A 26,029-nucleotide genomic window follows, 5' to 3' on the forward strand; every position below is an offset into this window, starting at 1 on the left:
ATTGTGAGCGCATTTGCATCAATAAACTTGAAAGTACCTTTTAACTAATCTTCATTAATGCTTTGTTTGGTGACATGCCTGCCACGACCAAAATTTACTTTTCACTTTTTACCATAAGCTTTAAAACAAATTCTGCTTGGGAAACCTTTTCTTTCGTTGAAATAGCCAGTTTAACCCCTCTTTCTTCATCTCCGCCCTTATCTACAAAACCTGGTTTTCCTGGAGCTGTTAGAATATTCGCGTCCACTTTTGTTTCAAATGTTTTAGGGGCAATAATTTCTACAAGAAGGCTGGTTTCATTTGGTTCCAGTTCAAAAGTATTATCCGAAATCTTATCTATTTTATGGTCCGCATGTAAAAATGAAGTAATGATTTTGGGAGAATTTGTAGCAACGGCATCGGTTATGGTAAAACTACCTGGAGCTTTAAATTCAAACTTGCGAGTGAATTTTTTTACGCCAATTTCAGGTTCATACGCTGCAGTAACATCAGCCAAAATGGAAACTTGATTCTCATCTAACGTAGCATCTACAATTTTAATTTTGTTGATTCTTTCATAAGGAATGCCATAGAAAATATCATGTCCTTCACCTTCGTGATTCTGTCCTTTTCCATCAAACACAAGGGTGTTGTGACTTTGGGTCATTGTGAGTCCCTCGTAACCGGAATCCCCCGTTAAATATTCTCCATTGGCCCAAATAATAAAACTGCCCGCGTCTGGGTGTGCATGCCCACTGGACAAACGCCATTCAGGATACTTTTTCTGTTTTTCTAATGCGGCATGACCTTCTGATGGGCCACATTTAAATGAAAACGCTGTAGCATCATCTTCCCAACTTGAACGCCAAAAAACAACATCATGGTCCTTAAAATAATACGTTGTTTCCTGTTCTTCAATAGGTATGCTTTTCACGTTGGAATCGTACCAGATAAAAGTCCACATTTCTTCAGCACTCACTTGTCCTTTCTTTTTTAACCAATTAGCAACACCCTGTGCTTCGCCGTTTTTGTACTTTTTGGCAAGATTGTAGAGAACATTATAACTACTTTGGAAGTGTCCGTCTATGCGTTCGCGACTGTAATCTTCACTTTTTCTGGCACGTGTAAGGCCTCCGGTGTAGGTGTCGCCGTAATCAAAATGAAATTCTGCTCCAGGTAATGTGGCATGGGCTATGTATTTATGTATCAATTTTAAACCTGGTGCTGCATCAAACAAATCTTCTCCTGTAGCATGTAATTGCACATCTAAATAATGAACGAGCCATGGTGTGGAAAATATCCAGTATTCAATACCTTCATAATAAAAACCGTCATCAGAATAGGTTCCTAAAACGCCTTCGTAAATGGCTCGTGGCAAAGCGGCCCAATTATCTGCTTCTGGTACTTCTCCTTTTAAGGCGTATGCAGCAACTGCCAAACCTGTCATAGGAATAAAGGTATGATTTTGACTATAAGCATATGTTTTGCCTGATTTTGGTTTATAAAAATCATATAATAACCTAGCTTGTCGTATTAATTTGGCTTTGTATTTTTCGCGTTCGGCAGCTGTTAAATCGTGATACAGTAAATCGTAACCCCAACCCAAGCCATAAAGAAGATGACCAGCCGCTAGGTCAACATCGGGCTTGTTGTAGACATACCCCCAAACGTCATAAGAGAGAGCGGCTTCCATATATTTCTTGGCAGCTTGCAGGTATTTTTTCTCACCTGTTACTTTATAAGCTAAAGCAGCTTCGGGAATCCCAAGTCCAACTGGGTTCTGAACCCTACGGTCTTGTGCAGGTGCCGGGGTTGGCTCAATGGTCATAGCCCTAACTCTGGAAAGGGCGGTTTGCCATAATTCTTTTTGGGATTTGGCTTTATCTTTTAATCCTTCAATTTCTGATTGGGTAAGAAAAACTCTTGGATGTACACCTATAAGCTCTTTTTTAAGTGAAGAGTTTTTGGTCTTCATTAAATTAACAAGCACGCTTTCGCCTTTTAATTTTTTATTTGCAGCCTGTTCAGCTTCTAGTTCTTGCGTGTCTTGCGCAAAGGTAAAACTCGTTAGCAACAAGCTTAGGAGTAGTATAAAAATAGATTTTCTCTGCCACATAGTATTTTAGGTTTAAAAAGTGTACACTTGAAATGTTCCAGGTTTGGTCTATTCCATAATCTCATAATCAATGTCTAACTTACGCAATGCTCTAAGCGCAGAACCTGAAATTTTATCTTTTACTTCAATATCTACCGCATCTCCTTCTAAGAGTATATTCGTAAGTTCGTGTGCTAAAGAATCCCCCACATTAGAAATTTCAACAATACATTTGGCTATTGCTCTCCTATCTGGTCTTTGCGCATCACAAGACAATAAATTTATTTTCATATGTATTGTTTATTTATGCAAGATACTATAGTTGAAGTAAGTCTGGTAAACGTATGGCTCTAACTTAAGAGTTTCGTTGACCCATTTCTATGTCAAAATAGTGTTTCAATTTAGTTTCAAACTCATTTTCCCCAAATTTGATTTCTTGTTCAACACCCACTTTCGTAATTTTTAATCGTGAATTGTTGAGTGTAATCCTGCCGTCGCTTGTTGAAATGGATATCAGCTTTTGCTTTCTAAAATGCGATTCATTATTTGTTTGGTGAAAATCGCACCTTTCTGCAAATTCAAAAAGTTCTCTTTCAATAGTTTTAAAAATATATTGTGGAACTAAAATATTTCCCCTTGCCTCGTTAATACGGTAGTAATCCGTTTTATAGGTGTCAAACTGGAATTGTCCAAAATCATCGGTAATCTTCTGTTCTGTTTTTATTACTAAAGGTTCTAAAGTAAACTTCCCAAAACCAACATCTACCAAATAATTTTGGTTTTCCAAGGTAACCATAATAGCCATATGGTCATACTCAGGACTGTATTGGTCATTTTTTATGTGCACGCAGGCTGAGATAAGTCTGGCATTGAAACCTATTTCTTTTAAAAGTTTACAGAACAATCCGTTTAGTTCGTAACAGAATCCGCCGCGTTTTTCAAGAATTATTTTTTTGTAAATATCAGTTGTGGACAGGTTTATTTTGTTTCCGTAGTGGATGTCCAAATTTTCAAAAGGAACATTTAGAATGTGGTTTTTCTGAAGTTTATAAAGCACGTTTTTATTGACTACTGGAGTGTCGGTAAATTTTATTCGGCGTAAATAGGGCTTTATATCCATTGTACTAATATACTATATAGCAAAGTACCCAACTATTTAAATAGCTTGTATCCCTTACGTACGCTATAAATCCAGCACTTCTTACCCCAAAATCATATACTTTCTACGAACTTTAAAAAGACTTTTTTATGGAGGTCTAAGTCCATGCTAGGGGAAAGAGATACACGAACAATATAATCCTTATCACCTTCTTTAGTGGTTCCTTGGGTAGAGGTGGCAGGTATGGTCCAATAACAACCTTTTAGTTGTCCGTAGCTAACGCAGAACTTACTCTCTTTAGGAATTTCAGTAATCATTAAGTTGATCAATTTTAAATTCAAGGCCCTTTTAAAAGCTTCTTTTTCCTCTGGGGTATTTCCTTTGGTAGGCAGGTCTAATGAAAATACAGATGGTGTAAATTCTTCTTTAGCTAATTTTTCCGATACAAAATTGATTTTCGCATCTGGTAGGACCTCATGAATATAGTTCACGAACTCACGCGTGTTTTTGTACGCCTCATGAATTCTCTTGTTCATAGAAGGTAATTGTTTGGCCAATATGCTTTTTTGAAGCGCTGTGGCCCCATTATCCGTAAGTTTTAAATGGGTTTCTATTTTATTCATCAGAGCTACTGTTTTGGTATTTCCAACGCAGTAACCAGCGGTACATAAGCCACCACTTGGAAACTTGGAACCGCTAACGTATGAAATAGTTCTAACGGTTGAAAGGATTGCATTTTCACCTAAAAAGTGAACATTCGGGCAAAATGTTTGGTCCAGAATAAAAACGGGATCAATGGCAATTGTACCCTTTGCGGTTTTACGTTCTTTGCTCAAAGCAGCTTTTAGAGCAATGAGATTAGGAACTTCAACCCTAGGGTTTGTTGGGATTTCAGCAATTATATAAGGAATGGCGTCTTCTTGGGCTACTTGGTCTAAGACAGTGCCAATACTTTGCACCATATCATTATCACCATCAACAAGTAAATCTACCACTTCAACGGTATCAATACAGGCGGCAACACGTCTGGCCTGATCATTTGTGCCGCCGTAGCAGTTTGGTGGAACAACGAATTTTATCGCCTTTCCTGGGTGGTTCTCGATAGCATCGTGAATAAGTCCCATCATAATGGCATACTGAACGGATAGTCCGCTAGAGGCAAGTAAAACCTTTGTGTTGGAACCGGTAATAGTGGCAATTGAATCTAAGACCATTTTCTTGTTGGTCTCATCTGTACTATTCGTAGTGTTTGTGGAAGACGCGTCTACAAGTAGTCTTAAAGCAACCAACGAATTTGCCGGTGTCATGGCAATGGTCTCTCTTCTTCTTACATGTTGAATGTCCGAAATATAATTCTCGTTTTTTTCGCCATTTACTATTAAGATGCTTCCTAGGTCAGCGTGAAGGTTTATGAAAAAATCAATGTCTTTATTGTGATTAAAAAAACCTATTTCTTCCTGTTCCGAAATAAATATTGTACTACCAGTAAATTCAGGAATGGCCGATGGTTTTTCAACCTTGGTCAATTCAAATTTATAACCATATACTTGTTTTACAACTTCTGGTTCAAAATACGGTGGTAGTTCTCCGGAATAGGTAATTTGTGTGTTTTTATTGTCCAATAAGTTCTTCCGTAGAATAGCCAAAATAGGCATGGTCTTGGAAGAAAAACTGATTACATAACTGGCTTCTATTCTATTTAAATTTGCGATTCCCCATTCTAAAACACAGGATAAGGGGTGACCTAGGCGTATATAATCATATGCCGTAGGTAATTGATTTAGAGCAGAAGCCGAAGAATTGGAAGCAATGAACAAGGTGTTGAACTGTTCCAGAAATTCGGTTTTGGCAAGACGTTCATTATAAATATCCAGCCGGTGAGTAGTTAGATTCACCCAACTAGAAGGTATGTTCTCCAATACCTCTTTAATGTAATTTTGCATTTTAGTTGCTTCCATAACTATCACCTTTCAATAGATTGGAAAGATACGTCAATAAGATTTTTTTAGCATGCTGTAAGCTGTTTTATTGAAATGCCAGAACCAAGGTTTAATCATTATTGTTTTGGAGGAAACCTCTTTTGGCAAGCGTTTTGGCATTTACTAGCGTCATTTGCTGAACTGGCGTAGCATTGTTTTTTTTCTTCTCCATCCTTCATTTTTGAGCAACTATTGCGCCTTTGTTTTGCGGCTTTTGAGCAACGCTTGCTACATTCAACCAGTCCTACGTCTACTGGATTGTTCCAGAGGTTATCACTTGCAAAAACAAAATCCTCAAACGGTGAATTGAATATTGGGTCAGAACTTATTTGCATAAAAGCGAGTCTGGTTTTTGTCTCTTGACCATTAATTTGAGCTTGTAAATTTCTAATGTCATTTTCTAATTTTTCTATTCTCTTTAACAGTTGAGGAATAGATTTCTCCTGGGATAATTTTGATTTATTTTTAGTAATTGTTTTTGACTGAATGTCCTGACTTTGGTGTTGAGCTGTGCCCACACATAAAAATAACAGAAATACAAATAATAGTATTGGATTTTTCATCATTTAGATTTTTAATAATTTTTCTAAATTTAAAACAAATAACGCTGGTAAAAGTAGTGGATGTACTGCTGTCCGTTTTATGTGTGTGAGTTGTAAGATATTGTGTGTAAGCGAGTTAATTTTTTGTAAGCCATTGTTGTTAAGAAAAATTGACATTAAAGCTTAAGATTGGTTTTTATTAAAAATAATAAGAAGATGAGTCAGTACTCACGGTTATTAATTAGCATAGCTACATCACTTAAGTGAATGAAAACGAGAATTTCTTATGTATATTTATTCCAATGATAGATTTAGAAGAGCAACTAAAAAACCCGGTTTGGTATTCTTTAAAAGAAAACCATAAAAAATTTGCTATTGAATTTGACGGAGTCCAATTCTATGACCCGGAGGTCTGCACTTTTGGGGCCTTCTTTGATGAAACAAAAACAGCAATAGCCGCGCAAGAGTATTTAAAAACTTCGGATAGTTTTTTCTTCGTTTCAGAGCATCAGACTCCCTTGATAGATGATGATAAGGTCCAACTTGATAAAAAAATAGATGGGTGTCAAATGGTATTGAATACGCTGCCAGATGTTTCAATAACAGAGCATATTATTCCTTTGGAAAAAGAATTTATTGACGAAATCTATGATTTGGTGTGGTTGGTTATGCCTGGTTATTACAGGAGAAGGACGTTTGATATGGGTAAGTACTTTGGGATATTCAGAAACGGAAAATTAGTTTCAGTTACCGGTCAGCGCATGCAAACCAATAAGTTTATAGAGGTGAGTGCAGTTGTTACCCATCCTGATTATACCAGACAAGGACTGGCAAAACAATTAATAGCACATACAACAAAAGAGATTTTAAAAGAGAATAAAACTCCTATTTTACATACCAATAAAGGAAATCTGGCCATATCTCTTTATGAGAAATTAGGTTTTGAACTAACTAGAGATATGAACTGGTGGTTGTTTAGTAAAAAGGAAGGATGAATTGAAAAGGGAAAACAAAAAGATGCTACAACTATAAATGGTAAAATAAAAAATTGAAGACAAGGCTCATGCCTTCTTGTTAAATAGGGCTAGAATAATATTCTAGCCCTATTTAAATTAGAGTTTCCGAAGGTTTATGGCAGCAAAAATCCCAATTAGCATAGTAATCAGTACAGTGGGAAGCATCAAGTAAATCCAATTAACATCACGTTTTGAAGTGTAAAACTTAACATGATGTGTTGACCAATCAACTGAATCCGCCGGTTTGTTTTCAAAAATCTTGGTATAAAAGCCTAGCCGTAAATCTTCATGAAATTTTGTAAGGGCTTTCAAAAAAGCTGAGTGGCTCATCATATCCGTTTTCGCCAGATTATTAAAACTTAGTTGCGCATGCATAGTAGGAACGAAAAGGGCAACTTTTTCGCTTACCGTATTTCGTAGCATAACTTTTTCCATCATTTCAGTACTAGTCTCCTTTGCCGCAAAATCTCCCATAAATTGCATACCGTAATACCATATCCAACTGAACTCATCTTCGGGAACAGGGTAGCTCTTATATTCGGGATATGCTTTAGTGAACTCCGTCATGGTTGCGCCTTTTTCCATATCCCATTTTTCATGATAACCATCTCTTTGCTCTACCATGGCATCTAAGGCTTCTGGCACTTGGTAGGTATTAATAACATAGTTATTCACTAATGCAGGAATTAAAATGGTCAATACTACCCAAATTGAAATCAATGCCAATGCATTAAAACTTGAATTTTTTAATAATGATACCATCCAAAAACATAAAGCACTCCAAAATAATAGATACAATATACTTTGTAGAAAAATAGCCCAGAAATTGGCGCTCATTGAAATCTGTAATATAGTACTTGCCAAAAACATGAGAACAATTAATACCACAAATACAAAGAGTATTCTTACTGCCATCTTTTTAAATAAAAATCCGGCTTTTCCTGACGTTTGTGCTGCTAAAATACGCCAAGTTCCCAATTCTTTTTCTTCGGAATATAGGTTGAAGGTCATGGCTATCAATACCAATGGAAACAAGTAAATGATAACAAAACCTAAATCTAGGTTACCCGACATTAACAAAGAAGGATTTTCAAAATCCGTATCATATTTCTGTGCTTCTAGAGCCCGTATGGTCACCGCTTGCATTAGCGGATTTACATCGCTCTGACCAATGGAAATAGCACTGATATTTTCGGGCTTTTTAATTAGTGTGAAACGTAAATAATACAGCAATAATCCTAAATCTTCACTGTGATACTCAATGTTCTTTTTGATGCTTTCTTCCTGAAACACTTCTGCTGCGGCTATCGTTTTCTCTTGTTTGACCAAGTATTGCTTTCCTATGAAAATGCTGATAACACCAACAGACATTAATAAAACAAGACTAACCAAGAATATTTTCGTTCTAAAAAACGATTTAAATAACAAACTATACATCTATATGGCTTTTAGGTTAGTTGATAATTTCAATAATCCAAAAACGGATAAAATACTCCATAATAATAGGGCTATTAAAGAGGTCAACTCATTTTTAAGCACCTCTCTTATACTTAAAAAATGATATTGAAAAGGAGGAAACTCTTTCCAGTAATCACTAGATATAGTATTAGGTCCTTCTTTGCCTTTATTAGGTATAAAATCCATCTGCAACTGATTCATATCCTGAGCTAATTTGAAGCGATAGGTTTCTGCCTCATCCTTAAAATGAAGAAAAGATTGAAAATCTGTTCCTGAGAATGCCATTGACAAATTTTTAATGGCAGAATACGGATTTATGAATGCGGAATAACGCTCTAAATTGTTTTGTTTATGGTAAACTTCATAAAGTCCTTCTTGGTGTTCAAGGTAAACTTCAGCACTTAATTCTTCCCCTTTAGACATCACAAAACCGCCATAATTGAAAGGAAGATCATTAACATCTGTAACCTTATTAGCTAATAAAACAGAGTCTTTTAATGCCTTAAAATGTGGGTCATCTGGATTGTGACTATCTCCCAATTCAATCAAATCATGTTCAACAGCTGTTTCCATTTCTATTTTAGAAGGAGTAGGGTATAAGTAAAAACCCATTGCCTGTAATGATTTTGGAACTATGATAACGAATAACAACCATATACCTAACAACTTTACCAAGGCACCTTTAGCGGTTGCGCTAAAAGCTGAGACCAAAATAGTGATGGCGCTTAATATACCAAAGAATAAAAAATAAGAAATAAGCAGAACCAAATACCTCAAAAAACTATCGGTAAGCATGCTATTATGAGATTCTAACAAAACAAAAAGAAGTAATACCAAAAAAATCGAGATCAAAAAAATGAGTGACAAGCTCCATAAACCTATCCATTTTCCAAATACGATTTCCTTTCTTGTTATTCCTTGTCCTATTAAAAGTTTAAGGGTACCATTTTCCCTTTCTTGAGCTATGGTCGCAAAGCCTAAGTAGAAAATCAATAAAGGAACGATTACTTTTAATAACATAGCTAGGCTAACTTCACCAAAACGTAAAAGTCCCGTAGACATACTGGCTTCGGAAAAATTAACGGTATTCTGCTTGTGCGCCTCCAAGAAAACGGCATTACCTACAAAGTTTTCCATACCAAGATCAAAAACACTTAAAACGTGTTTTAGTCTTAGGGCAAAAGACCCATAATGTGACATTCTATGTGGATGCTTATCCGGATTATTTTCCCAGCTTTCCTGTACTTCATGTTGAATTTCATCTCGTGTAAAATTCTGGTCATGGTAATTCTCATAACCACTATACGCAGAAAAGAGTAGCAAGAACAGCATCAAAGCAGATGCTATCAACATGACCTTAGATCTAAAGGCATCTTGCCATAATTGGCGCGCTAACAATTTTATTACGTTCTTCCTCATTATTAGAATTTATAAGTTGCATTTAGCAATACGTTTCTTGGTGCCCCAGGACCTAGTCTAGAAGGGTTAAGACCACCTAACCAATACGTTTCGTCAAACAGATTATTCAATTTTAAGGTTAATTGTATTCCTGTATTATTTGGCTTGTAATACACTGCTGCATCAAAAACCGTGTATGATGGCAATAGAAGTCTATCGGTATCGTACGTTGGGTTGTACCACGTATATCGCTCATCCATAAATTGAGCACCCAAACCAAAGCCGATTCCTTTTAAGGTTTCATTTGTAAAATCATATCTTCCCCAAATATTCGCATTGTGTTTTGGAGCTCCTCCTATAGGTTCACCAATAAACTCTTCTATGGCATCTTCTACAATTTCAGCATCTGCAAAACCATAAGATGCGGTAATTTGAAAATTAGGTGATATGTAACCAGATACATCCATCTCAAAACCTCTGCTTCTTTGTTCACCTCTTGTAGTTAAATTGTCCAAATCATAGGTATCACCTAAAAGGATATTTTTTTGAGTAATGTTGAAGATAGCTAGGTTGGCAAATATTTTTCCGTTCAAAAATTCTCCTTTTGCTCCAAACTCTGTTAAACTACTTTCAAGGGGATCAAATCTGCTTGGTGAAGTGGACCAAAAGAAACCTTCTGCCGTTGGCGATAATGAAACAGTATTAGTGTGTGGCTGAAAACCTTCTAAATAGGTAGCATATGCACTAACAGTATTGGTAACTTCATAGGTTAAACCAATTCTAGGTACAATGGCATCATTTGTAAACTCTTGCTCATCGCCTTCATAATCAAAAATATCAGTGAAACGCTCATATCGCAAGTTCAATAAAGCAGAGAACTTACCTACTTTAAACTGATTTTGAATATAAAAACCATTTGAAGTGTTCAAGTTTGCTGGAATACTCAATTCTGCTAGATTATATGCATTTGTATTTCTAGCACCGTTAAAAGGATCTTCCAGATTAAAATGAGGAACTGCAGGCACGGGCATAGTTACACCATCTACCACCATTTGCTGAAAGTTGGCTGCATTTGCAGGGTCATAGTTAGACTGACCACCATCTACCGTCAAGTACCTTCTGGCACGTAGAAATCCGGCTCCAATTTTTCTTTCCCAACGTGTAGCATCATAACCAACTAAAATCTTGTTGGTTATCTTCTCTGTTTTAATGTCGTACGTAAAGTAGGTACTAAAATTATCGGTTTCCCAATATTGTTGTCTTTCATCATATCGCATTCTAGCCAAGGTAGGAATCACGTTTCCGTCAATATCCACCGCTGTACCATCAACTCTATGTTCGGCTAAATCTTCATCCCAAGTTTGCTTCATAAATTGTGCATTGAAGCCTAAATTTTCGGTCAATTTTTTACTAAAGTTCGCCATGAAAATGAACTCCTTGTTTTTATAGTGATCACTTGATGCACCAACATTCATTGTAATTGGTGTACTATTAATATCGTATTCGCCATTTATAGCACCGAAAATTGGCTGACCCCTATCTAAATTACCTACGGCATCGCTATAAATCATTTCTACATTTAACGACGTTGTTTCATTAGGTATATAACTTAAAGAAGGCGAAAACAAAATGGCATTGTTGTTTACCACATCTCTAAATGAATCTGCTTCTTGAATTGCAGCATTGAAACGATATAATAATGTTTTTGATTCGTTCAATGGTCCCGTAAAATCCGCAGTAGCTCTTAAGGTTCCAAAACTGCCTGTGGTCAAAGAAACTTCACTACGTTTTTCAGCCAAAGGCTTTTTGGTAACCATGTTTACCGTACCACCTGGATCGGCACTTGAAAATGTAACTGATGATGGACCTTTTATAACTTCAACACGCTCTAGATGTGAGGTAATTGGTTGTAAAAAATAGTATTGGCGTGTACGCATACCGTTTAACACCTGCCCGTCATCCGCTTGTGTAATACCTCGAATATTATAGTGATTGTATAAGCCCGTTACCGAAACATTACTTACCGTTTTTACAGCATCTGGCACTTGAAAAGCAAGACGGTCTGCAATTAATTCTTTGGTAACAGATGTTATAGCTTGTGGTAGCTCTTTATTGGCAATTGCCACTTTGGTAGCCGAAAAAGAATAGTCACTATTGTAATCTGTTCTTGCTCTACCAATGACTTCTACAGACTGTAATTGTTCAACACTCTCTTGAAGGTTGATCGTTCCCAAATCATAATTAGTAAATTGGTTAAATAATTTATTAAAACTTTGGCTTTGCATACCTATGTAGCTTACCGAAATCTGATAGTTTCCGGTTTCGGAAAGGTCAAAGTTAAATTGACCATTGTCTCCAGTTACAGTACCTCCTTTTTTAGAAGTATTCTCAAGATTATAGGAAATAGTAGCTCCAAAAATGGGAGATCCGTCATTATCCAAAATTTTTCCGCTTACAGCAATTTGTGCCAATGTAATGTTACAAACAAGTAAAGCTAGTATGGTTATATAGTGTTTCATGTTTTAGTTATATAGTTTCTAAGTAAAGTTGATTTAATTCATTTGCGTTAATCTCGCTGGCTTTTAGTTGTTGTGCTAAAACACCTTCTTTCATAATACCAATGGTGTTACCTAATTCTACGGCATTAAAAATGTCATGTGTAGCCATAAAAATGACCTTACCCATTTTTGCGAGTTCTTTACAAATTTTAGTGAATTCTGCTGTTGCCTTAGGGTCTAGACCAGAAGTAGGTTCGTCCATAAAAATTACTTCTGCATTTTTGGCAAGTGCAACAGCAATTCCTACTTTTTGACGCATTCCCTTAGAATAACCAGATAGCCTTTGGTGTTGAGCATCTGCTTGTAATCCTGTTTTTGTTAAGAACGCTTCTAATTCTGATGTGGAATAGGTGAAGCCTGCCAACTTGCTAAAGAAATTAAGATTCTCAATCCCTGTAAGATTTCCGTAGAGCTGCACAGTTTCAGGTATATAAGCGGTTAACTGATTGGTATCGTCTTTACCCACTTCTTTATTGGCAACGAAAGCTTGTCCGCCATCTTTTTTAATAAAACCTAAAAATATATTTATAGTGGTGGTTTTTCCTGCTCCGTTTTGTCCTAACAAACAAAAAATCTCTCCTTTAGAGACCTCAAAAGAAACTTCTTTCAATGCCATTTTTCCGTTATAGGACTTGGTAATATTTACTGCCTTTAGCATATAAGTATTGTGTATTAAAAATTGGTAGTACTTGTAGCAACGCTCCGTATAACCGTAATGAATACAGTAAACGGGTATTGAATATTATTGAAGATCTGCCTAGAGATTAAGACAGCATCCATATGCCAGATTATAGTTATAATGAAATAATAACCTCCAAAAAAATGGTGACTTTAAAATTAAAATAACAATAGAAAATAGGTGCAGTCATCCTAAGAATTAAGATACTACAACATACATACGGACTAGATAAATTGTGGTGGTGGTCTAGTAAAGAGATAACTAGATAAATGCCTTTCATTTATGGCTACAGCAGGAGCTGAAATAGAAATGTTTGGCTCCCAAATGTAAAATTCTGTTTGTGGTATTACCTGAGGCTGTGTTTCTAAAAGCGGAGTAAAATTAACCGCAGTGGTAATATGACAAACTTCGCAATGCTGAACATCTGTATCGTCTGCATGATGCGTAAGCGCATGTAAGCCCGCCACCTTGAAAAAAAGCATCAAGGCGATATAAAACATGGCGATTATGGGCTTTACGTTTTTCATCGGAAGTGGCAAAAGTAAATAATATTCTAGAGTATCGTAAGTATGGTTTTGAAAAAAATACTAAACACCGTAATTTTTATAAGAAAGAATGGTGATTCGTTTGAGAGCCGGATGAACTGGCTAAGATTTACATATTTATCTATCTATTAGAGAGAAGGCCATTTCCGCAATAGTAATTATAGAAAATGGTTGATACGTTTAGATGGATTCAAATTTCCAAAAATCGTTGGTGGGCAAAGGAGCCTCATAGGTTTTGGATTCTTTGGAATTGATATCTTCGTAAGTTATTTTCCATGCATGAAGGCAAATTGACAAGGGAAAATAGTCTTGATCAGAGCCATATTTTTCATCTCCAAAAATCGGGAGTCCTAAGTTGGCTAATTGAGCTCTAATTTGGTGAAATCTACCCGTTTTTGGTTTAACCTCTAAAAGATAACCAAAATGGTTTTGGCCAATAACCTGGTAGAAAAGCGAACAATTCTGGGAATCCTTTGTTTTTGTTGGAACGATATCCGCTCTTTTTTCTTTGGTATTCTTTACAAGAAAATCCACTAGGTTACCTCTGTTCTTTGCGGGCTTGTTCTTAACAATCGCTAAATAGGTTTTTTGGATTTTACGGCTGCTAAATAAATTATTGAACTCAACTAAAATACTTTTTTTCTTTGCAAAAATCAATACACCACTAGTTACACGATCTAACCGATGAATAACCCCTATATAAGGTTTCCGTCTACTTTTTAAAAGATGGTTAAGGACTTGGGTTTCTACCGTAAGGTCTTCAAACGGACTTTTTTCACTAATAAGGCCAGCGGCTTTATTTACAACAATATAATCATTGTTTTCATATATTACTTTAAGCTCAGGCATGTGGATTTTTGCTTTTCAATTTTACAATGGCAACAATCTTTTAACGTCTCTTATTTCTAGACTTACCCTTACTTTTTCGGCGAGAATGGCTTGCAGGAATTGCATCGTCAAACGTATTCTTTACGGCTACAGGTTTCACACTTTTCCAAGATTTGTTTTCTTTTTCAGGTACCAAAACTTCAACCAGATCCTTTCGGCCTAATTTATTTAAGGTATTTCTGATCCAATCTTTATTACCCTTCTTATACCAAAAGAAGAAACGATGTTGTTCATCCTTTTCCTTTTTAGATTTTGGAGTTTTAGTTGGTTTTAAGGTATATGGATGATATCCACTATAATAAATAACCGTTGCAACGGTCATAGGAGTAGGAGTGAAGCCTTGTACTTGTTCTAACTGAAAGCCCATATCCTTGGTTTCAGCAGCCAAATTGGCCATGTCTTCTACTTCGCAAGCCGGGTGATTGGAAATAAAATAGGGAATCAACTGAAGTTTCAAGTTCTTCTTGATATTGATTTTATCAAAACGCTCTTTAAACTTATGGAAATATTCAAAAGAAGGTTTGCGCATCAACTTTAAAACAGGGTCAGAGGTGTGTTCGGGAGCTACTTTTAACCGTCCGGAAATATGTTTCGTCATTACCTCTTCCGTATAATCATCTAATTCCTTTGGGTCCGCATTCTTATTAAATTCCGGAACCAACATATCATGACGTATACCACTCCCAATAAAGGATTTCTTAATTTTAGGGTGCTTATCTACAGCTTGGTACAACTCGGTTAGCGGTTTGTGAGAAGTATCTAAATTGCTACATATTACAGGTGAAATACAGGAAGGGGCAACACATTTATCGCAGATGGATTGTACTTTTCCTTTCATCTGGTACATATTAGCGGATGGTCCTCCAATATCTGATAGGTAGCCTTTAAAATCAGGCATATTAGCAACCTTGTCTACCTCCCTCAGTACAGACTCTTTACTTCTACTAGCTATAAATTTACCTTGATGTGCTGAAATCGTACAAAAACTACAACCGCCAAAACAACCACGATGAATGTTAATGGATGTCTTAATCATTTCAAACGCAGGTATGGGTCCACGCTTATTATATTTTGGATGCGGTAAACGGGTGTAGGGCAAGTCAAAAGAAGCATCAATTTCCTTTTCGGTCATTGTGGGATACGGCGGGTTTATTACCAACGTTCTGCCTTTTACCCCTTGAAAAATACGTCTTGCTTTAAGTTTGTTAGACTCTTGCTCTATCACTTTAAAGTTAGAGGCAAATTTTTTCTTATCCTTTAAACAGACTTCATGCGAAACTATTTCTACATCATCCCAATTTTTATTCTTCGGAATAGTCTCATTTTTATCTATTAAAAAAGCAGTCTGTGCTATGGTTTTTAAACTAGAAAAAGGAACTCCTTTTTGTAATAGCTTCACCACTTCTCTTAGAGGTTGCTCACCCATACCATATACCAACATATCTGCCTTGGAAGTTTCTAAAATCGTAGGCATAAGCTTATCGCTCCAATAATCATAATGGGTTACTCTACGAAGGGAAGCTTCAATGCCACCTATCAATACAGGAACATCAGGGAACTTATCCTTTAATATACTTGAATATACAGATGTAGCATAATCCGGTCTAAAGCCTTTATCGCCATTGGGTGTATAGGCATCTTTATCTCTACGTTTTTTGCTTGCCGTATAATTACTGACCATAGGATCCATACAACCACCGGTAACACCAAAAAATAATTTAGGTGTTCCTAGTTTTGTAAAATCCTGCAAATCATCGTTTACACTAGGTTGTGGAACTATAGCTACTTTTAAACCATAACTTTCCAAGATACGACCAATTACAGCAGGGCCAAAAGAAGGATGGTCTACATAGGCGTCTCCGCTAAATAGAATAACATCTAATTCTTGCCAACCCCGAATTTTTACTTCTTTGTTAGTAGTAGGTAGCCAATCTGTAAGTCTGTTGGTATGCATATAGTTGCAAAGATACGGTTAAATTGGGTTTAGCAACCTTAAACGTTACTCGCCCAATAAGAATTAGTTTAATATTTTGATACGAGTTTGTAATCTTGTTACAATAGGTAAATTAACCGTTAAGCTATTAAACGTGTAAGGTTTAAAGGTTTTGTTATAATCCGATTATGTTTTTTACGAGGACAATTCATACATTTTCGTTTAAAAAATCGTGATTCCAAAACCCAAGCAGTTGTACCTTACCTTTTAGAAAATTTATAACCTCTACTTATTTAGGGATAGACCGGTTTTTTGGAATGTTAATGGATTCTTTACTGTCAACAGTTTCTTTGTTTTTAGAATAATCCATTTCTAATATCAAGTTAGCGATAAGGGCGGTCCACCCTGTTTGATGCGAGGCTCCCAGTCCTTTGCCTGAATCACCATCAAAAAACTCATAAAAGAGGTGGTGGTCTTTAAAAAATTCATTTTCAGCATAAACTTTTTGTGGGTCATTATCGTGGTATTGAAACTTACCTTCAGGATTGCGTTCAAAAAGCTTTACCAATCTTTTGGTTAGCTCATCAGCAATTTGATTTAGGTTGATTTTATTTCCAGAACCCGTAGGGAATTCATACCTATACTCATCGCCATAAAAAGAATGAAATTTTCGCAGAGATTGAATGATCATATAGTTCAAAGGCATCCATATAGGCCCGCGCCAGTTAGAATTGCCCCCGAACATGTTAGAAGTACTCTCGCCAGGTTCATAATTAATACTGTAGTGCCCATGATGTTGAAATACAAAGGGATGCTCTTTATGGTATTTAGAAAGGGAACGAATGCCAAAATCCGAAAGAAATTCATTTTCGTCCAATAATCTCTTTAGCAAATGTTCTAATCGGAAGCCCCTCATGATGGAGAACAAATAATTACCGTCTTCATTAACTTCTTCTATCCGAGAAATAAGGGATGCCAGGTCTGGACGTGTTTTTACAATTTCGGTAGCTCTGCTTCGGAATTCCTTAAGGTGGTCAATTAAATCATTATTAATGATTTCTACGGCAAACATGGGAATAATACCCACTAAAGACCGCACTTTCATCTGACTGGTTAAGCCGCTGGACATTTCAACAACGTCATAATAAAAGTTATCTGAATCGTCCCAAAGTGAGATTTCCTTTTTACCTATATGGTGCATGGCCCATGCTATATTCAAAAAGTGCCTAAAAAATTTGGAGGTAGCTTCTTCGTAGGTGTTATTGATTTCCGTAAGTTCCAATGACATCCGGAACATATTTAAAGTGAACATGGCCATCCAGCTTGTAGCATCTGCCTGTTGCATTCTTGTTATTCCCGGTGGCATATGGTTCCGGTCAAAAACACCAATATTATCCAGACCTAAAAATCCGCCTTCAAAAAGATCAGTACCGTGCTTATCCTTTTGGTTGACCCACCAGGTGAAGTTAATAAGTAACTTCTGGAAAGCCTTTTCTAAAAAGTCCGTATCACCCTTACCAGTTCGTTCTTTATCCTTGGAGTACACATTCCATACCGCCCAAGAATGAACGGGAGGGTTTACGTCACTAAAATTCCATTCATAAGCAGGAATCTGCCCGTTGGGATGCATATAGTTTTCCTTTAATACCAAGAGGAGTTGTTCCTTTGCGAACAGGGGATCTATCTCAACAAACGATACCATATGAAAAGCTAAGTCCCACGCCGCATACCACGGGTATTCCCACTTGTCCGGCATTGATATAATATCTCTATTGGTAAGATGCTGCCAACTAGAATTTCTAGGATTTGCACGGTATGGCTTCTCTTCTCCCGGTCCGCCAAAAAGCCATTTAAAGACATCGTTATAGTAGAATTGCTTAGTCCATAAAAGCCCTGAAAAGGCACTTCTTGCAATTTCTTGGTGAGACTCAGGAATGTCTTTTTTAATCAAAGAGCCGTAAAATTCTTCACATTCTTTGATTCTTTCATCAAATATAGCATCAAACTCCTTCCAAGGATTTTCTAATTTCTTTTTGCTTAGGCGTACCTTTATGGTCTTTTCTTGTCCTGGCTTCAACTTAAATTTGTGCCAGACTGCCATTTTAGAACCTGTCCTTTTGGGGTTAACGCTACGTTTGCCGGATACCACATGGTCATTGATACCGTCTTTTACATATTTGACCTTGTTATTTACTCCATAAATACGTTTATTGTTTGTCTCGTTTTCGCAAAAAAGCTGTTTACCATTTTCATGATAAAGAAAATAGTTGCCATTACGGGTGCTTTTGGATTGCACACAATCCTTACCTAAAACTTGCATCTCCGGACGTGAGAACCGTTTGTTGTGTTTCCAGAAATTCCGAAACCAAAAATGGGGTAGAATATGTATATCCGCTTCTTTATTGCCACGGTTTATAACTGTGACTTTCATTAGAATATCTTCTGTATCCGCTTTAGCATATTCTATATAGCAATCAAAAAAGGCATTGTTCTTAAAACAATCCGTATCTAATAATTCGTATTCCGGCAGTTCACGGCTACGTTGGTTTTTTTTCACCAGTTCTTCATACGGAAAGGCAGCATGTGGGTATTTATAAAGATATTTGCAGTAGGAATGGGTAGGAGAGGATACCTGATGAAAATAGAGTTCCTTTACATCTTCTCCGTGGTTACCTTGGTTATTGGTAAGGCCAAACAAGCGTTCTTTTAGAATGCGGTCCTTTCCGTTCCAAAAGGCAGGTGCTAAACAAAGTATTTCTCTGGAATCACAAAAACCGGCTATACCTTCTTCTCCCCATCTGTAGGCATTGCTTCGAGATTTTTCATGGTCTATAAATTCCCAGGCATGTCCATACTCGCTATAATCTTCGCGAACGGTTCCCCATTGTCTTTCGGCCACGTAAGGCCCCCATTTTTTCCAGTGGGTATTATTACCAGAAATGGATAGCCTTTTGCTTTCCGCATTTTTACTTGTCATGTATTACTAGTTAGGTTAGCTGTTGTTTTAGGTAAAAAACAGAGCATCTATAAACAAATCTCGAGATTGAATAATGATATTAATTTTATTGGTTTTTCCTTAAACAGTGCAAAAATAAGTACTTATAGGGTATATTGAAGTTAGTACGAAAGCAGATTTACCTTATTGCCAGTATGTTATAGTACATTTTATCACATTACAAAAAAATGTATTCATAATTGAAGAAGTCCTATTTTAAATAGTTTGAAAGTTCTTCAAAATAGGGTAAGGCTATCTTTAAATTACTAGTTAGTAATTAGTATTAACAAAATAATTTAAGAATTATTAAAGCATAGAAGGTTTGATGTTTTGAGCAAACGCCATATGTTTTTATACCCTAAATCTGCATAACTAACCCTAAGCATCCACAAAAATCACTGTACCTGTAAAGAACCCATCAATAGAAGGCTCAAAAGCTTACGTCTTCGTGCGCTGTAACCCGACATAGTTCTATAACAGACTAAATCTGAACAAGGTAAAGCCGTTGGTTGCACTCGTAGCGGTGCAGGGAAAACTATTATTATTGATGTACACCATATGGAAGAACGAAGAAAATTATAATGCTGAATTTGAAATAAAAAAGTAGCAAAAGCATAAAGCCCTTGCTGCGCGGGATAACAGTTAGGTAAATCAACCTGTTTCCTAAATTATCAAAGAAAAAACTTGTTTTTTGACACAGTACCTATGAACAGTACGGGAGCAAACTGGCGGTTGCTTTCCGCCACGCACATAGCGAAATCTTTGTGTTTTGTTTTTTTTTGTGTCAAAGCGAAATCCCAAAGATTTTGCGGACTTCATAAAAATACGCAAACCTTTCGATTAAGACTGAAGCCCGTATTGTTTATAGGTTGTGTTGGGTGTAGTTTTTATTCCGTTATTCTATTTTTCAAATCCATTCTCTCGTGCAAAATTCTGATGATTTCGATTCTATCATTTGATATCTGTTGATAGAATATAATATGTTTTCCAGATTTGAGTCCGAGTAGGTTTCTGCTTATTCCGCTATATTCTTTTCCAATTTCGGGATTTTCGCCGATTCCATTACAAGCCATCTTAACTGTTGCATAATATTTATCAGCTTGCTTTTCACACCATTTTTCAAAAGTGTAATCCCAAATATCATTTAAGTCATCAATGGCTTCTTGTCTCAGTAAAACTTTAGCCATTTTTTCTTTTTTCAGCCTTTAGTTTTTTAAGATTTTCATCAAAGTCAAAATCCTCAACCAAAGGACTGTTCAATCCCTCTTGTATTGCATTTCTCAACGCGATTACTTTATTTTCTTCATTTTCCAGCATTCTTAGTCCAGCTCTTATAACTTCGCTAACGTTCTTATATCGACCAGCAGAAACTTGAGTTTGTACAAATTGGTCAAAATAATTCCCGAGTGATATGGATGTATTCTTCATTGTATGAATTTTACTCAAATTTACCAAAAATTGGTAAAATGTCCAAATTTGGCTGAATTTTCAAATTGCACCCAACGGTTTAGCCATGAACAGTACGGGAGCATACTAGCGTTTTCTTTCCGCCATGCACTTAGCGAAATCTTTTTGTTTTGATTTATTTTTTACTGTCTAGAGCAAAATGCAAAAGATTTGGCGGACTCTATAAAAATACGCAAGCCTTAGCTTTTAAGACCTAAGCCCGTATTGTTTATAGGTTGTGTTGTATGGCGTTTTACTCAATTAACACGTAGCGCTTTTTAGTTTATTGCTCTTAGTCTGCTGTAGTAAATTCACCGATATCATATACAAATATCTCAGATGTATTTTTAACAATTATGCGTGAACCATCTGAAGATAAACGCATATCAGTAATGCCACCAGATGGATTTCCTATTTCAATATCTAGTCTATCAATAGAATTATCAGTCACTTTATAAATTTCTGCTGCAGTGACCGAAATTGTAGCTAGTGCTGATCCATCAGAAGATAATCCTATTCTTATTCCAAAGTTAAAAATACCACCATCGCTTCTTATAGTTTCACCTAATTGTACCCAATTATCGTTGATATTTTCAAAAACTTTTAGATAGCCCATAGTTCTATCTTGTGTTAAAGTACTTAACGCTAATCTATTTCCGTCACCAGATAGGCTTAGCGTTATACCTACAAGTTCTACTTCTGCTTCGCCATTGATTTCATTTCCTATTTGAACCCAATCATTGCTTTCAAACCTGTAAACTTTTACTTGACCAGTGCTATTTTGATACCTACTCGCACCAACTGCCATCGTAAGCCCATCTTCAGATAAAGACACCCCAGCTCCCGTTGATGTGTTTAAATCCCCAATAATATCAGAACCCATTTGTTCCCACATGCCTCCATTGTTTTTGAAAACTCTTACAAGGCCAAAATCATCATCAAAATTGCCACTTCCATAAAAATCTGGGGCGCCAATAGCAATAATAGACCCATCAGCTGATAAATCTGTACCGTTGCCCCTAGCACCTCTGCCAAAACCATCAAGTTCATTTCCAGTTTTAAGATCATCGCCCACTTGAATCCATTGACCATTTACATTTTCGAATACCCTTACAATGCCAATACCCATAAGATCAGGGTCTGGATTATTAAAACCTCTATTAGAGGAACCGACGGCTAAAAATTTACCGTTTTGAGACATGCTTAGAGAGCTATTTTTTTTACCCAAATCATTAGCGATTATATCATTTGCAGAAGTAGTTGTCCAAACAGAGTTTTCATTAACATAAGTTCTTACCCTTACAGAAGTATTATCACCATCTAGAATGGCTATAATATCTCCATCGGCAGAAGTTTCGACATACCGTGAATTACCAGTTATTTTATCACCAATTTGAAAGAAAACAGGTTCTGATAAGGGCAATAAGTTTGTAGTAATATTATATGAATTTTGCATTTGATCTGAATCAATAACAGTAAAAGTAAGTATATGAACTCCCTCAATTAGGTCACTTATTGTTAAACTGAAAGCGTTATTATTAATACTAATATTTGTGGTTATATTTTCTTGAATATTACTTGATATCAATAATTCTAATTCAGACGTTACATCTTCTGTATCATTTAAATTGCCTTGAAAAATTATTTCATCACCAAGATTGAATTCAGTATCATTTTCAGGTGAAGTGATATTTATTGTAGGCGGTTGAAGTTCAAGCTCCTCTTGGACTTCATTGTCATTACCGCACGCAGAAAGAATTATTGTAAAAAAAAGGATTATAATTTTATTTTTCATATTATTTTTTTAATGACATACAACGGTTTAGCTATGAACAGTACGGGAGCAAACTATCGTTTGCTTTCCGCCATGTACATAGCGAAATCTTTTGGTTTTGTTTTTTCTTTTTTTGTGTCAAAGAGAAATCCCAAAGATTTCGGGACATTATAAATATACACAGACCTTACGATTTAGCCTTAAAGTCCGCATTACGTTTAGGTATTGTTGGCAACTGGCTTTATCTTTTGAGGGAAAAGTGACCTGAAAATACACTTCCATTGCCAAGATAGGTTTTAAACCAATAATCACTAGATATCATTGGTGTTCCATTGAGTAAACCGTCCCAACCCTTAACATTTGGTACTAATTGAGCTACTAACTTTCCATATCTGTCGTAAATATATGTGTAGGAATTTTGAAACTGATCAATCCCATAAATTTGCCAATAATCGTTTATGCCATCATTGTTTGGTGTAAAAAACTTTGGATAATCAATAATTGTTACTATTTCACTGTCCTCGCCGCAACTATTTTTATCTCTTACTAGTACAGTATATACACCACCAATAACATTGGTAAAATAATTGCTATCATTAAAATTGATACCATCTAAAGAATATTCGAAATCACCATCACCTATTGCAATAATTTCAATGAAATTATTATTCGACAGCTCTTGGTAATTTACTTTTGTAATTGTGGGTGGTGATGATCTAATAAATTCAAAATCAAAACTGTTTTCGCAATAAACCCCGTTTGTAGTTTTACCTATTGTAAGGGTATACAACCCTGCATTTATCAATTCTGCTTCATTTGTATCTGAAATTATGTCATCACCTTCATAGAGCCAATTATAATACTCAAAATCATTCTCTACTTGAATAGTTAATGAAGGTTCTAAATGACATAAAAAATAGCTCTGCTCTAGCTGTGTTACAGGAAGTTCCATAACAACTAATTCAAAACTAGTTTCAGTAAAACAAAGTGCATTCAATGAATTCTCAGCTCGTACCGTAATGGTTTCATTCCAAGCGATACTATTTTCGTATGAATTAGTTAATGGATTGGGTAATTGAACTCCATTTGCATCAAAATATGATAGGTTTATTCCTATTTGACCATTAGTGATTTCCGATTCAATATGTGAAAGATTAAAGCTAGCAAATCCATTACCTAAATCACATGAATAAACAGTAGACGGCATGTTTATCTGTGGTTGTGTCGAAGTTCTCAAAACCAAAGGAGTCTCGTTATAGCAAAATGTTTCCGGATTTGTTACCCTTACCGTAATAGTTTCTTCATTAGCCATTGTATTGGTGTATGGGTTAGGTAATGGACTTGGCAGTGAATTACCATTAGTATCAAAATATGATACTGTCATGCCTTCTAAATCGCCAACCACTTGCGATGCTATTGAAGAGGTGTCAAAATATTCTGAAATACCATCATTATTGTCATCGCAGCCAATCATCATGTTTAAATCTTGAGCAACAGGCAATGAATTTACCAAAAGTTTAAAAGCAGTCTCATTGTAACAGTTGTTGGTGCTTTCATATGCTCGAACGGTTATTTCCTCTTCATTTATAACTAAATTTTCAACAGCATTCAAGGGTGCTTGAATTTGATTTCCACTAGCTCTATAAAACAAAACCAAAGTTGCATTACTACCATTTAAAATAGTGTTTTGTACTTGCTCCAAATCAAATGTAGCAAACCCATTAGCATCATTACTACACATAAAAAGATCAACAACAGAAGATACATCGGGAATTGAATTTACTATTATATCAAAAGTGGTTTCAGAGTAACAACAAAGGTTATTATTATGTGAAACCCTAACTCTAATAGTTTCACGATTCTTAATAGTGTTGGTAAACTGACTAGGCAATGTGTCATATTCATTACCACTACCATCTATAAAAGTGACGGTCATATTGTTTTGACCTCCAAGAACTTGTTGCTCAATCTGTGATAAGTTGAATGATGAGGAAAAGCCAGTTGCAAAACTATCTTCACAGGAATATACATTGTCAATTCCATAAGCATCTGGGGGGTCTACTACCATTATGGTTTCCCTTAACACCTCAATACTTCCATCATTAGCGGTTACTGTGGCTGTTACGGTATATGTACCATCAAACGAAAAATCATGAAATGGGGAAACATCAATTCCCCTATTATTAGCACCTGAAGATGGGTCACCAAAATCCCATACTATTGAGGATATGTTAGCAGCAGGAGCAACACTAAATTCCTTTAAAAATTCTGAACAGACATTAGATATGCTCATTTCAAAGTTATTGGTTACGTGATTTGTATTACCCGATACATTAATAAAATAGTTGACATCAGGAGTGGTAACAGCAATATATTCTTGAAAAGGAGTACAACCACCAGCTTCTGAACGTAGCCAAGAAATGTCAGTATTTTGAACCCCACCAGCTATAAATACATTCCCCGAGTAACCTGAACTTGGAAGATTATATACTTCAACCAGAATTCTATCAACATTCGCAGGGACGGTTATTGGAGTACCGAATATGATATCGAAAATTTTTGGGTCATTACCGAGCCCAGAACCAAAATAAGGTATTGAAATTACTTGACTACTTCCTATTAAATCTGTTTCAGAATAAGAATCAGGAAAGTTTTCATCAATACTATATATATTAAATTGAATATTTACATCCCAGACTCCTACACTAGAAAAAGCAACTTGTCCACTGTCAATAATAAATTCTTCATTGCCAGAAACGCCAAAATCATCTAAGACAAAAGTTCTTCCAAATTTTAGTCCCCCACCAGTACAGGAGTATTGTCGAGTTTTGAATACTTCATCACAAGAATTATGTGTCAAAAGTGTTTCTGGACCTAAATTATTTGTGTCAACTAAAGTACCGGTTACATTGATGAAAAAATTAGCGTTTGGCGAAGGACTATTTAGGTCTGCTGTGTTGGTATGTGAGTATACTTCATGACAACCCCAATACCAAGAAACATCATAATCATCTTCTGTTCCCGCAATGTAGGCTATTGAGTTATCATGATTAGAAATGTCATAAAATTTTCTAACTTCAACTAAAACCCTTTCTGTGCCATCTGGAATTAGGATAGGGTTATCAAAATTAATGTTTATAATTTCCGGGGTTTCTCCAATAACGGGTAATTTAACTACTTGGCTACTTCCTATACGATTAGTAGATGAAAATGAGCTTGGAAAATTTGCGTCAATACGGTAAATATTAAATTGTACACTTGCACCTCCTAATGAATTATAGACTGCAACTTGACCAGAATTTATTGCAAATTTTTGTGTTTGCGCAATTCCAAAATCGGAAAGAGAAAATGCTCTTGCCCAAGATTGCGCAAATTCGCACGATAACATATCCGTTGTAGTAGGCATACTCCCGATATTATGATTTAACGTTGTTTGGGAAGACACCACATTTAAAACTAAAAAAAAAAGTAATAGGAGTGTGTTTTTATGCATGAAGTTGGTTAGTTGTAACATTTTACATTTGCAAAATAGGGCTTATTTTATATACGTTTAAAACTATTTTGACTATCTACATAAAACAACCCTTAAGATGCATTCTTAAGAGTTGTTTTGTATTTATTAGCTGTTCGTTAATATACATGGTT

At 35.9% G+C, this 26,029-nt stretch carries 18 protein-coding genes; 1 reads left to right on the forward strand and 17 read right to left on the reverse strand.

What is annotated here, in order from left to right; translation table 11 throughout:
* Nucleotides 1-94: 94 nt before the first annotated feature.
* From KO521_RS19330 to KO521_RS19350, 5 genes are all read right to left on the reverse strand, one after another.
* The gene (locus KO521_RS19330; protein ID WP_215941535.1) at nt 95-2,095 is read right to left on the reverse strand and encodes a DUF4962 domain-containing protein; all 2,001 of its coding nucleotides are present in this window, start codon (nt 2,093-2,095) and stop codon (nt 95-97) included.
* Nucleotides 2,096-2,143: 48 nt separating this feature from the next.
* A complete protein-coding gene (locus KO521_RS19335) occupies nt 2,144-2,365 on the reverse strand; it encodes a hypothetical protein (RefSeq protein ID WP_215941536.1) in 222 nt (73 codons plus the stop codon).
* Nucleotides 2,366-2,429: 64 nt separating this feature from the next.
* Nucleotides 2,430-3,194: an arylamine N-acetyltransferase family protein gene (locus tag KO521_RS19340; RefSeq protein WP_215941537.1), complete on the reverse strand. Its 765-nt coding sequence runs from the start codon at nt 3,192-3,194 to the stop codon at nt 2,430-2,432.
* A 92-nt stretch (nt 3,195-3,286) separates the two neighbouring features.
* Complete coding sequence (locus KO521_RS19345) at nt 3,287-5,131, reverse strand: cystathionine beta-synthase (RefSeq protein WP_215941538.1); 1,845 nt, start codon at nt 5,129-5,131, stop codon at nt 3,287-3,289.
* Between the two features lie 98 nt (nt 5,132-5,229).
* Nucleotides 5,230-5,718: a hypothetical protein gene (locus tag KO521_RS19350; RefSeq protein WP_215941539.1), complete on the reverse strand. Its 489-nt coding sequence runs from the start codon at nt 5,716-5,718 to the stop codon at nt 5,230-5,232.
* A 278-nt stretch (nt 5,719-5,996) separates the two neighbouring features.
* Here KO521_RS19350 and KO521_RS19355 point away from each other — a divergent pair, with 278 nt between their 5' ends.
* Nucleotides 5,997-6,689: a GNAT family N-acetyltransferase gene (locus KO521_RS19355; protein ID WP_215941540.1), complete on the forward strand. Its 693-nt coding sequence runs from the start codon at nt 5,997-5,999 to the stop codon at nt 6,687-6,689.
* A 117-nt stretch (nt 6,690-6,806) separates the two neighbouring features.
* Here the strand turns inward: KO521_RS19355 and KO521_RS19360 are convergent, their stop codons facing one another.
* The 12 genes from KO521_RS19360 to KO521_RS19415 all read right to left on the reverse strand — a co-directional run bounded on the left by KO521_RS19360 (nt 6,807) and on the right by KO521_RS19415 (nt 25,790).
* A complete protein-coding gene (locus tag KO521_RS19360; RefSeq protein ID WP_215941541.1) occupies nt 6,807-8,147 on the reverse strand; it encodes a DUF3526 domain-containing protein in 1,341 nt (446 codons plus the stop codon).
* Entirely contained in the window at nt 8,148-9,587 is a 1,440-nt protein-coding gene (locus KO521_RS19365) for an ABC transporter permease (protein ID WP_215941542.1), read from the reverse strand.
* A 2-nt stretch (nt 9,588-9,589) separates the two neighbouring features.
* The gene (locus KO521_RS19370) at nt 9,590-12,085 is read right to left on the reverse strand and encodes a TonB-dependent receptor domain-containing protein (protein WP_215941543.1); all 2,496 of its coding nucleotides are present in this window, start codon (nt 12,083-12,085) and stop codon (nt 9,590-9,592) included.
* A gap of 7 nt (nt 12,086-12,092) precedes the next feature.
* Nucleotides 12,093-12,782: an ABC transporter ATP-binding protein gene (locus KO521_RS19375; RefSeq protein WP_215941544.1), complete on the reverse strand. Its 690-nt coding sequence runs from the start codon at nt 12,780-12,782 to the stop codon at nt 12,093-12,095.
* Nucleotides 12,783-13,027: 245 nt separating this feature from the next.
* Nucleotides 13,028-13,330 (reverse strand): hypothetical protein, encoded by a 303-nt coding sequence (locus KO521_RS19380; RefSeq protein ID WP_215941545.1) that lies wholly within the window; start codon nt 13,328-13,330, stop codon nt 13,028-13,030.
* A gap of 198 nt (nt 13,331-13,528) precedes the next feature.
* The gene (locus tag KO521_RS19385; protein WP_215941546.1) at nt 13,529-14,197 is read right to left on the reverse strand and encodes an RluA family pseudouridine synthase; all 669 of its coding nucleotides are present in this window, start codon (nt 14,195-14,197) and stop codon (nt 13,529-13,531) included.
* A gap of 40 nt (nt 14,198-14,237) precedes the next feature.
* On the reverse strand, nt 14,238-16,190 hold the full coding sequence (locus tag KO521_RS19390; protein ID WP_215941547.1) for a YgiQ family radical SAM protein: 1,953 nt from the start codon (nt 16,188-16,190) through the stop codon (nt 14,238-14,240).
* Nucleotides 16,191-16,458: 268 nt separating this feature from the next.
* A complete protein-coding gene (locus KO521_RS19395; protein WP_215941548.1) occupies nt 16,459-19,146 on the reverse strand; it encodes an MGH1-like glycoside hydrolase domain-containing protein in 2,688 nt (895 codons plus the stop codon).
* Nucleotides 19,147-20,051: 905 nt separating this feature from the next.
* Nucleotides 20,052-20,351, reverse strand: a complete 300-nt coding sequence (locus KO521_RS19400; RefSeq protein WP_215941549.1) for a type II toxin-antitoxin system RelE/ParE family toxin — start codon at nt 20,349-20,351, stop codon at nt 20,052-20,054.
* Nucleotides 20,344-20,592 carry a type II toxin-antitoxin system ParD family antitoxin gene (locus KO521_RS19405; protein ID WP_215941550.1) on the reverse strand — a complete coding sequence of 83 codons (249 nt, stop codon included), beginning with the start codon at nt 20,590-20,592 and terminating at the stop codon, nt 20,344-20,346. The genes KO521_RS19400 and KO521_RS19405 overlap by 8 nt, the downstream gene beginning before the upstream one ends.
* Before the next feature lie 310 nt (nt 20,593-20,902).
* Entirely contained in the window at nt 20,903-22,405 is a 1,503-nt protein-coding gene (locus KO521_RS19410) for a WD40 repeat domain-containing protein (protein WP_215941551.1), read from the reverse strand.
* A gap of 220 nt (nt 22,406-22,625) precedes the next feature.
* Nucleotides 22,626-25,790, reverse strand: coding sequence for a T9SS type B sorting domain-containing protein (locus KO521_RS19415; RefSeq protein ID WP_252730112.1), 3,165 nt, complete (start codon nt 25,788-25,790; stop codon nt 22,626-22,628).
* Nucleotides 25,791-26,029 lie beyond the last annotated feature (239 nt).

Source organism: Zobellia uliginosa (genome assembly GCF_018860745.1).
GTDB classification, from domain to species: Bacteria; Bacteroidota; Bacteroidia; order Flavobacteriales; family Flavobacteriaceae; genus Zobellia; species Zobellia uliginosa_B.

Bases quoted from the DNA above. Each gene is read 5' to 3' on its own strand.
- KO521_RS19335 (WP_215941536.1), bottom strand. From the start codon at position 2,365: ATGAAAATAAATTTATTGTCTTGTGATGCGCAAAGACCAGATAGGAGA.
- KO521_RS19370 (WP_215941543.1), bottom strand. From the start codon at position 12,085: ATGAAACACTATATAACCATACTAGCTTTACTTGTTTGTAACATTACA.
- KO521_RS19340 (WP_215941537.1), bottom strand. From the start codon at position 3,194: ATGGATATAAAGCCCTATTTACGCCGAATAAAATTTACCGACACTCCA.
- KO521_RS19350 (WP_215941539.1), bottom strand. From the start codon at position 5,718: ATGATGAAAAATCCAATACTATTATTTGTATTTCTGTTATTTTTATGT.
- KO521_RS19390 (WP_215941547.1), bottom strand. From the start codon at position 16,190: ATGCATACCAACAGACTTACAGATTGGCTACCTACTACTAACAAAGAA.
- KO521_RS19380 (WP_215941545.1), bottom strand. From the start codon at position 13,330: ATGAAAAACGTAAAGCCCATAATCGCCATGTTTTATATCGCCTTGATG.
- KO521_RS19375 (WP_215941544.1), bottom strand. From the start codon at position 12,782: ATGCTAAAGGCAGTAAATATTACCAAGTCCTATAACGGAAAAATGGCA.
- KO521_RS19405 (WP_215941550.1), bottom strand. From the start codon at position 20,592: ATGAAGAATACATCCATATCACTCGGGAATTATTTTGACCAATTTGTA.
- KO521_RS19360 (WP_215941541.1), bottom strand. From the start codon at position 8,147: ATGTATAGTTTGTTATTTAAATCGTTTTTTAGAACGAAAATATTCTTG.
- KO521_RS19365 (WP_215941542.1), bottom strand. From the start codon at position 9,587: ATGAGGAAGAACGTAATAAAATTGTTAGCGCGCCAATTATGGCAAGAT.
- KO521_RS19345 (WP_215941538.1), bottom strand. From the start codon at position 5,131: ATGGAAGCAACTAAAATGCAAAATTACATTAAAGAGGTATTGGAGAAC.
- KO521_RS19385 (WP_215941546.1), bottom strand. From the start codon at position 14,197: ATGCCTGAGCTTAAAGTAATATATGAAAACAATGATTATATTGTTGTA.
- KO521_RS19400 (WP_215941549.1), bottom strand. From the start codon at position 20,351: ATGGCTAAAGTTTTACTGAGACAAGAAGCCATTGATGACTTAAATGAT.
- KO521_RS19355 (WP_215941540.1), top strand. From the start codon at position 5,997: ATGATAGATTTAGAAGAGCAACTAAAAAACCCGGTTTGGTATTCTTTA.
- KO521_RS19410 (WP_215941551.1), bottom strand. From the start codon at position 22,405: ATGAAAAATAAAATTATAATCCTTTTTTTTACAATAATTCTTTCTGCG.
- KO521_RS19395 (WP_215941548.1), bottom strand. From the start codon at position 19,146: ATGACAAGTAAAAATGCGGAAAGCAAAAGGCTATCCATTTCTGGTAAT.
- KO521_RS19415 (WP_252730112.1), bottom strand. From the start codon at position 25,790: ATGCCTACTACAACGGATATGTTATCGTGCGAATTTGCGCAATCTTGG.
- KO521_RS19330 (WP_215941535.1), bottom strand. From the start codon at position 2,095: ATGTGGCAGAGAAAATCTATTTTTATACTACTCCTAAGCTTGTTGCTA.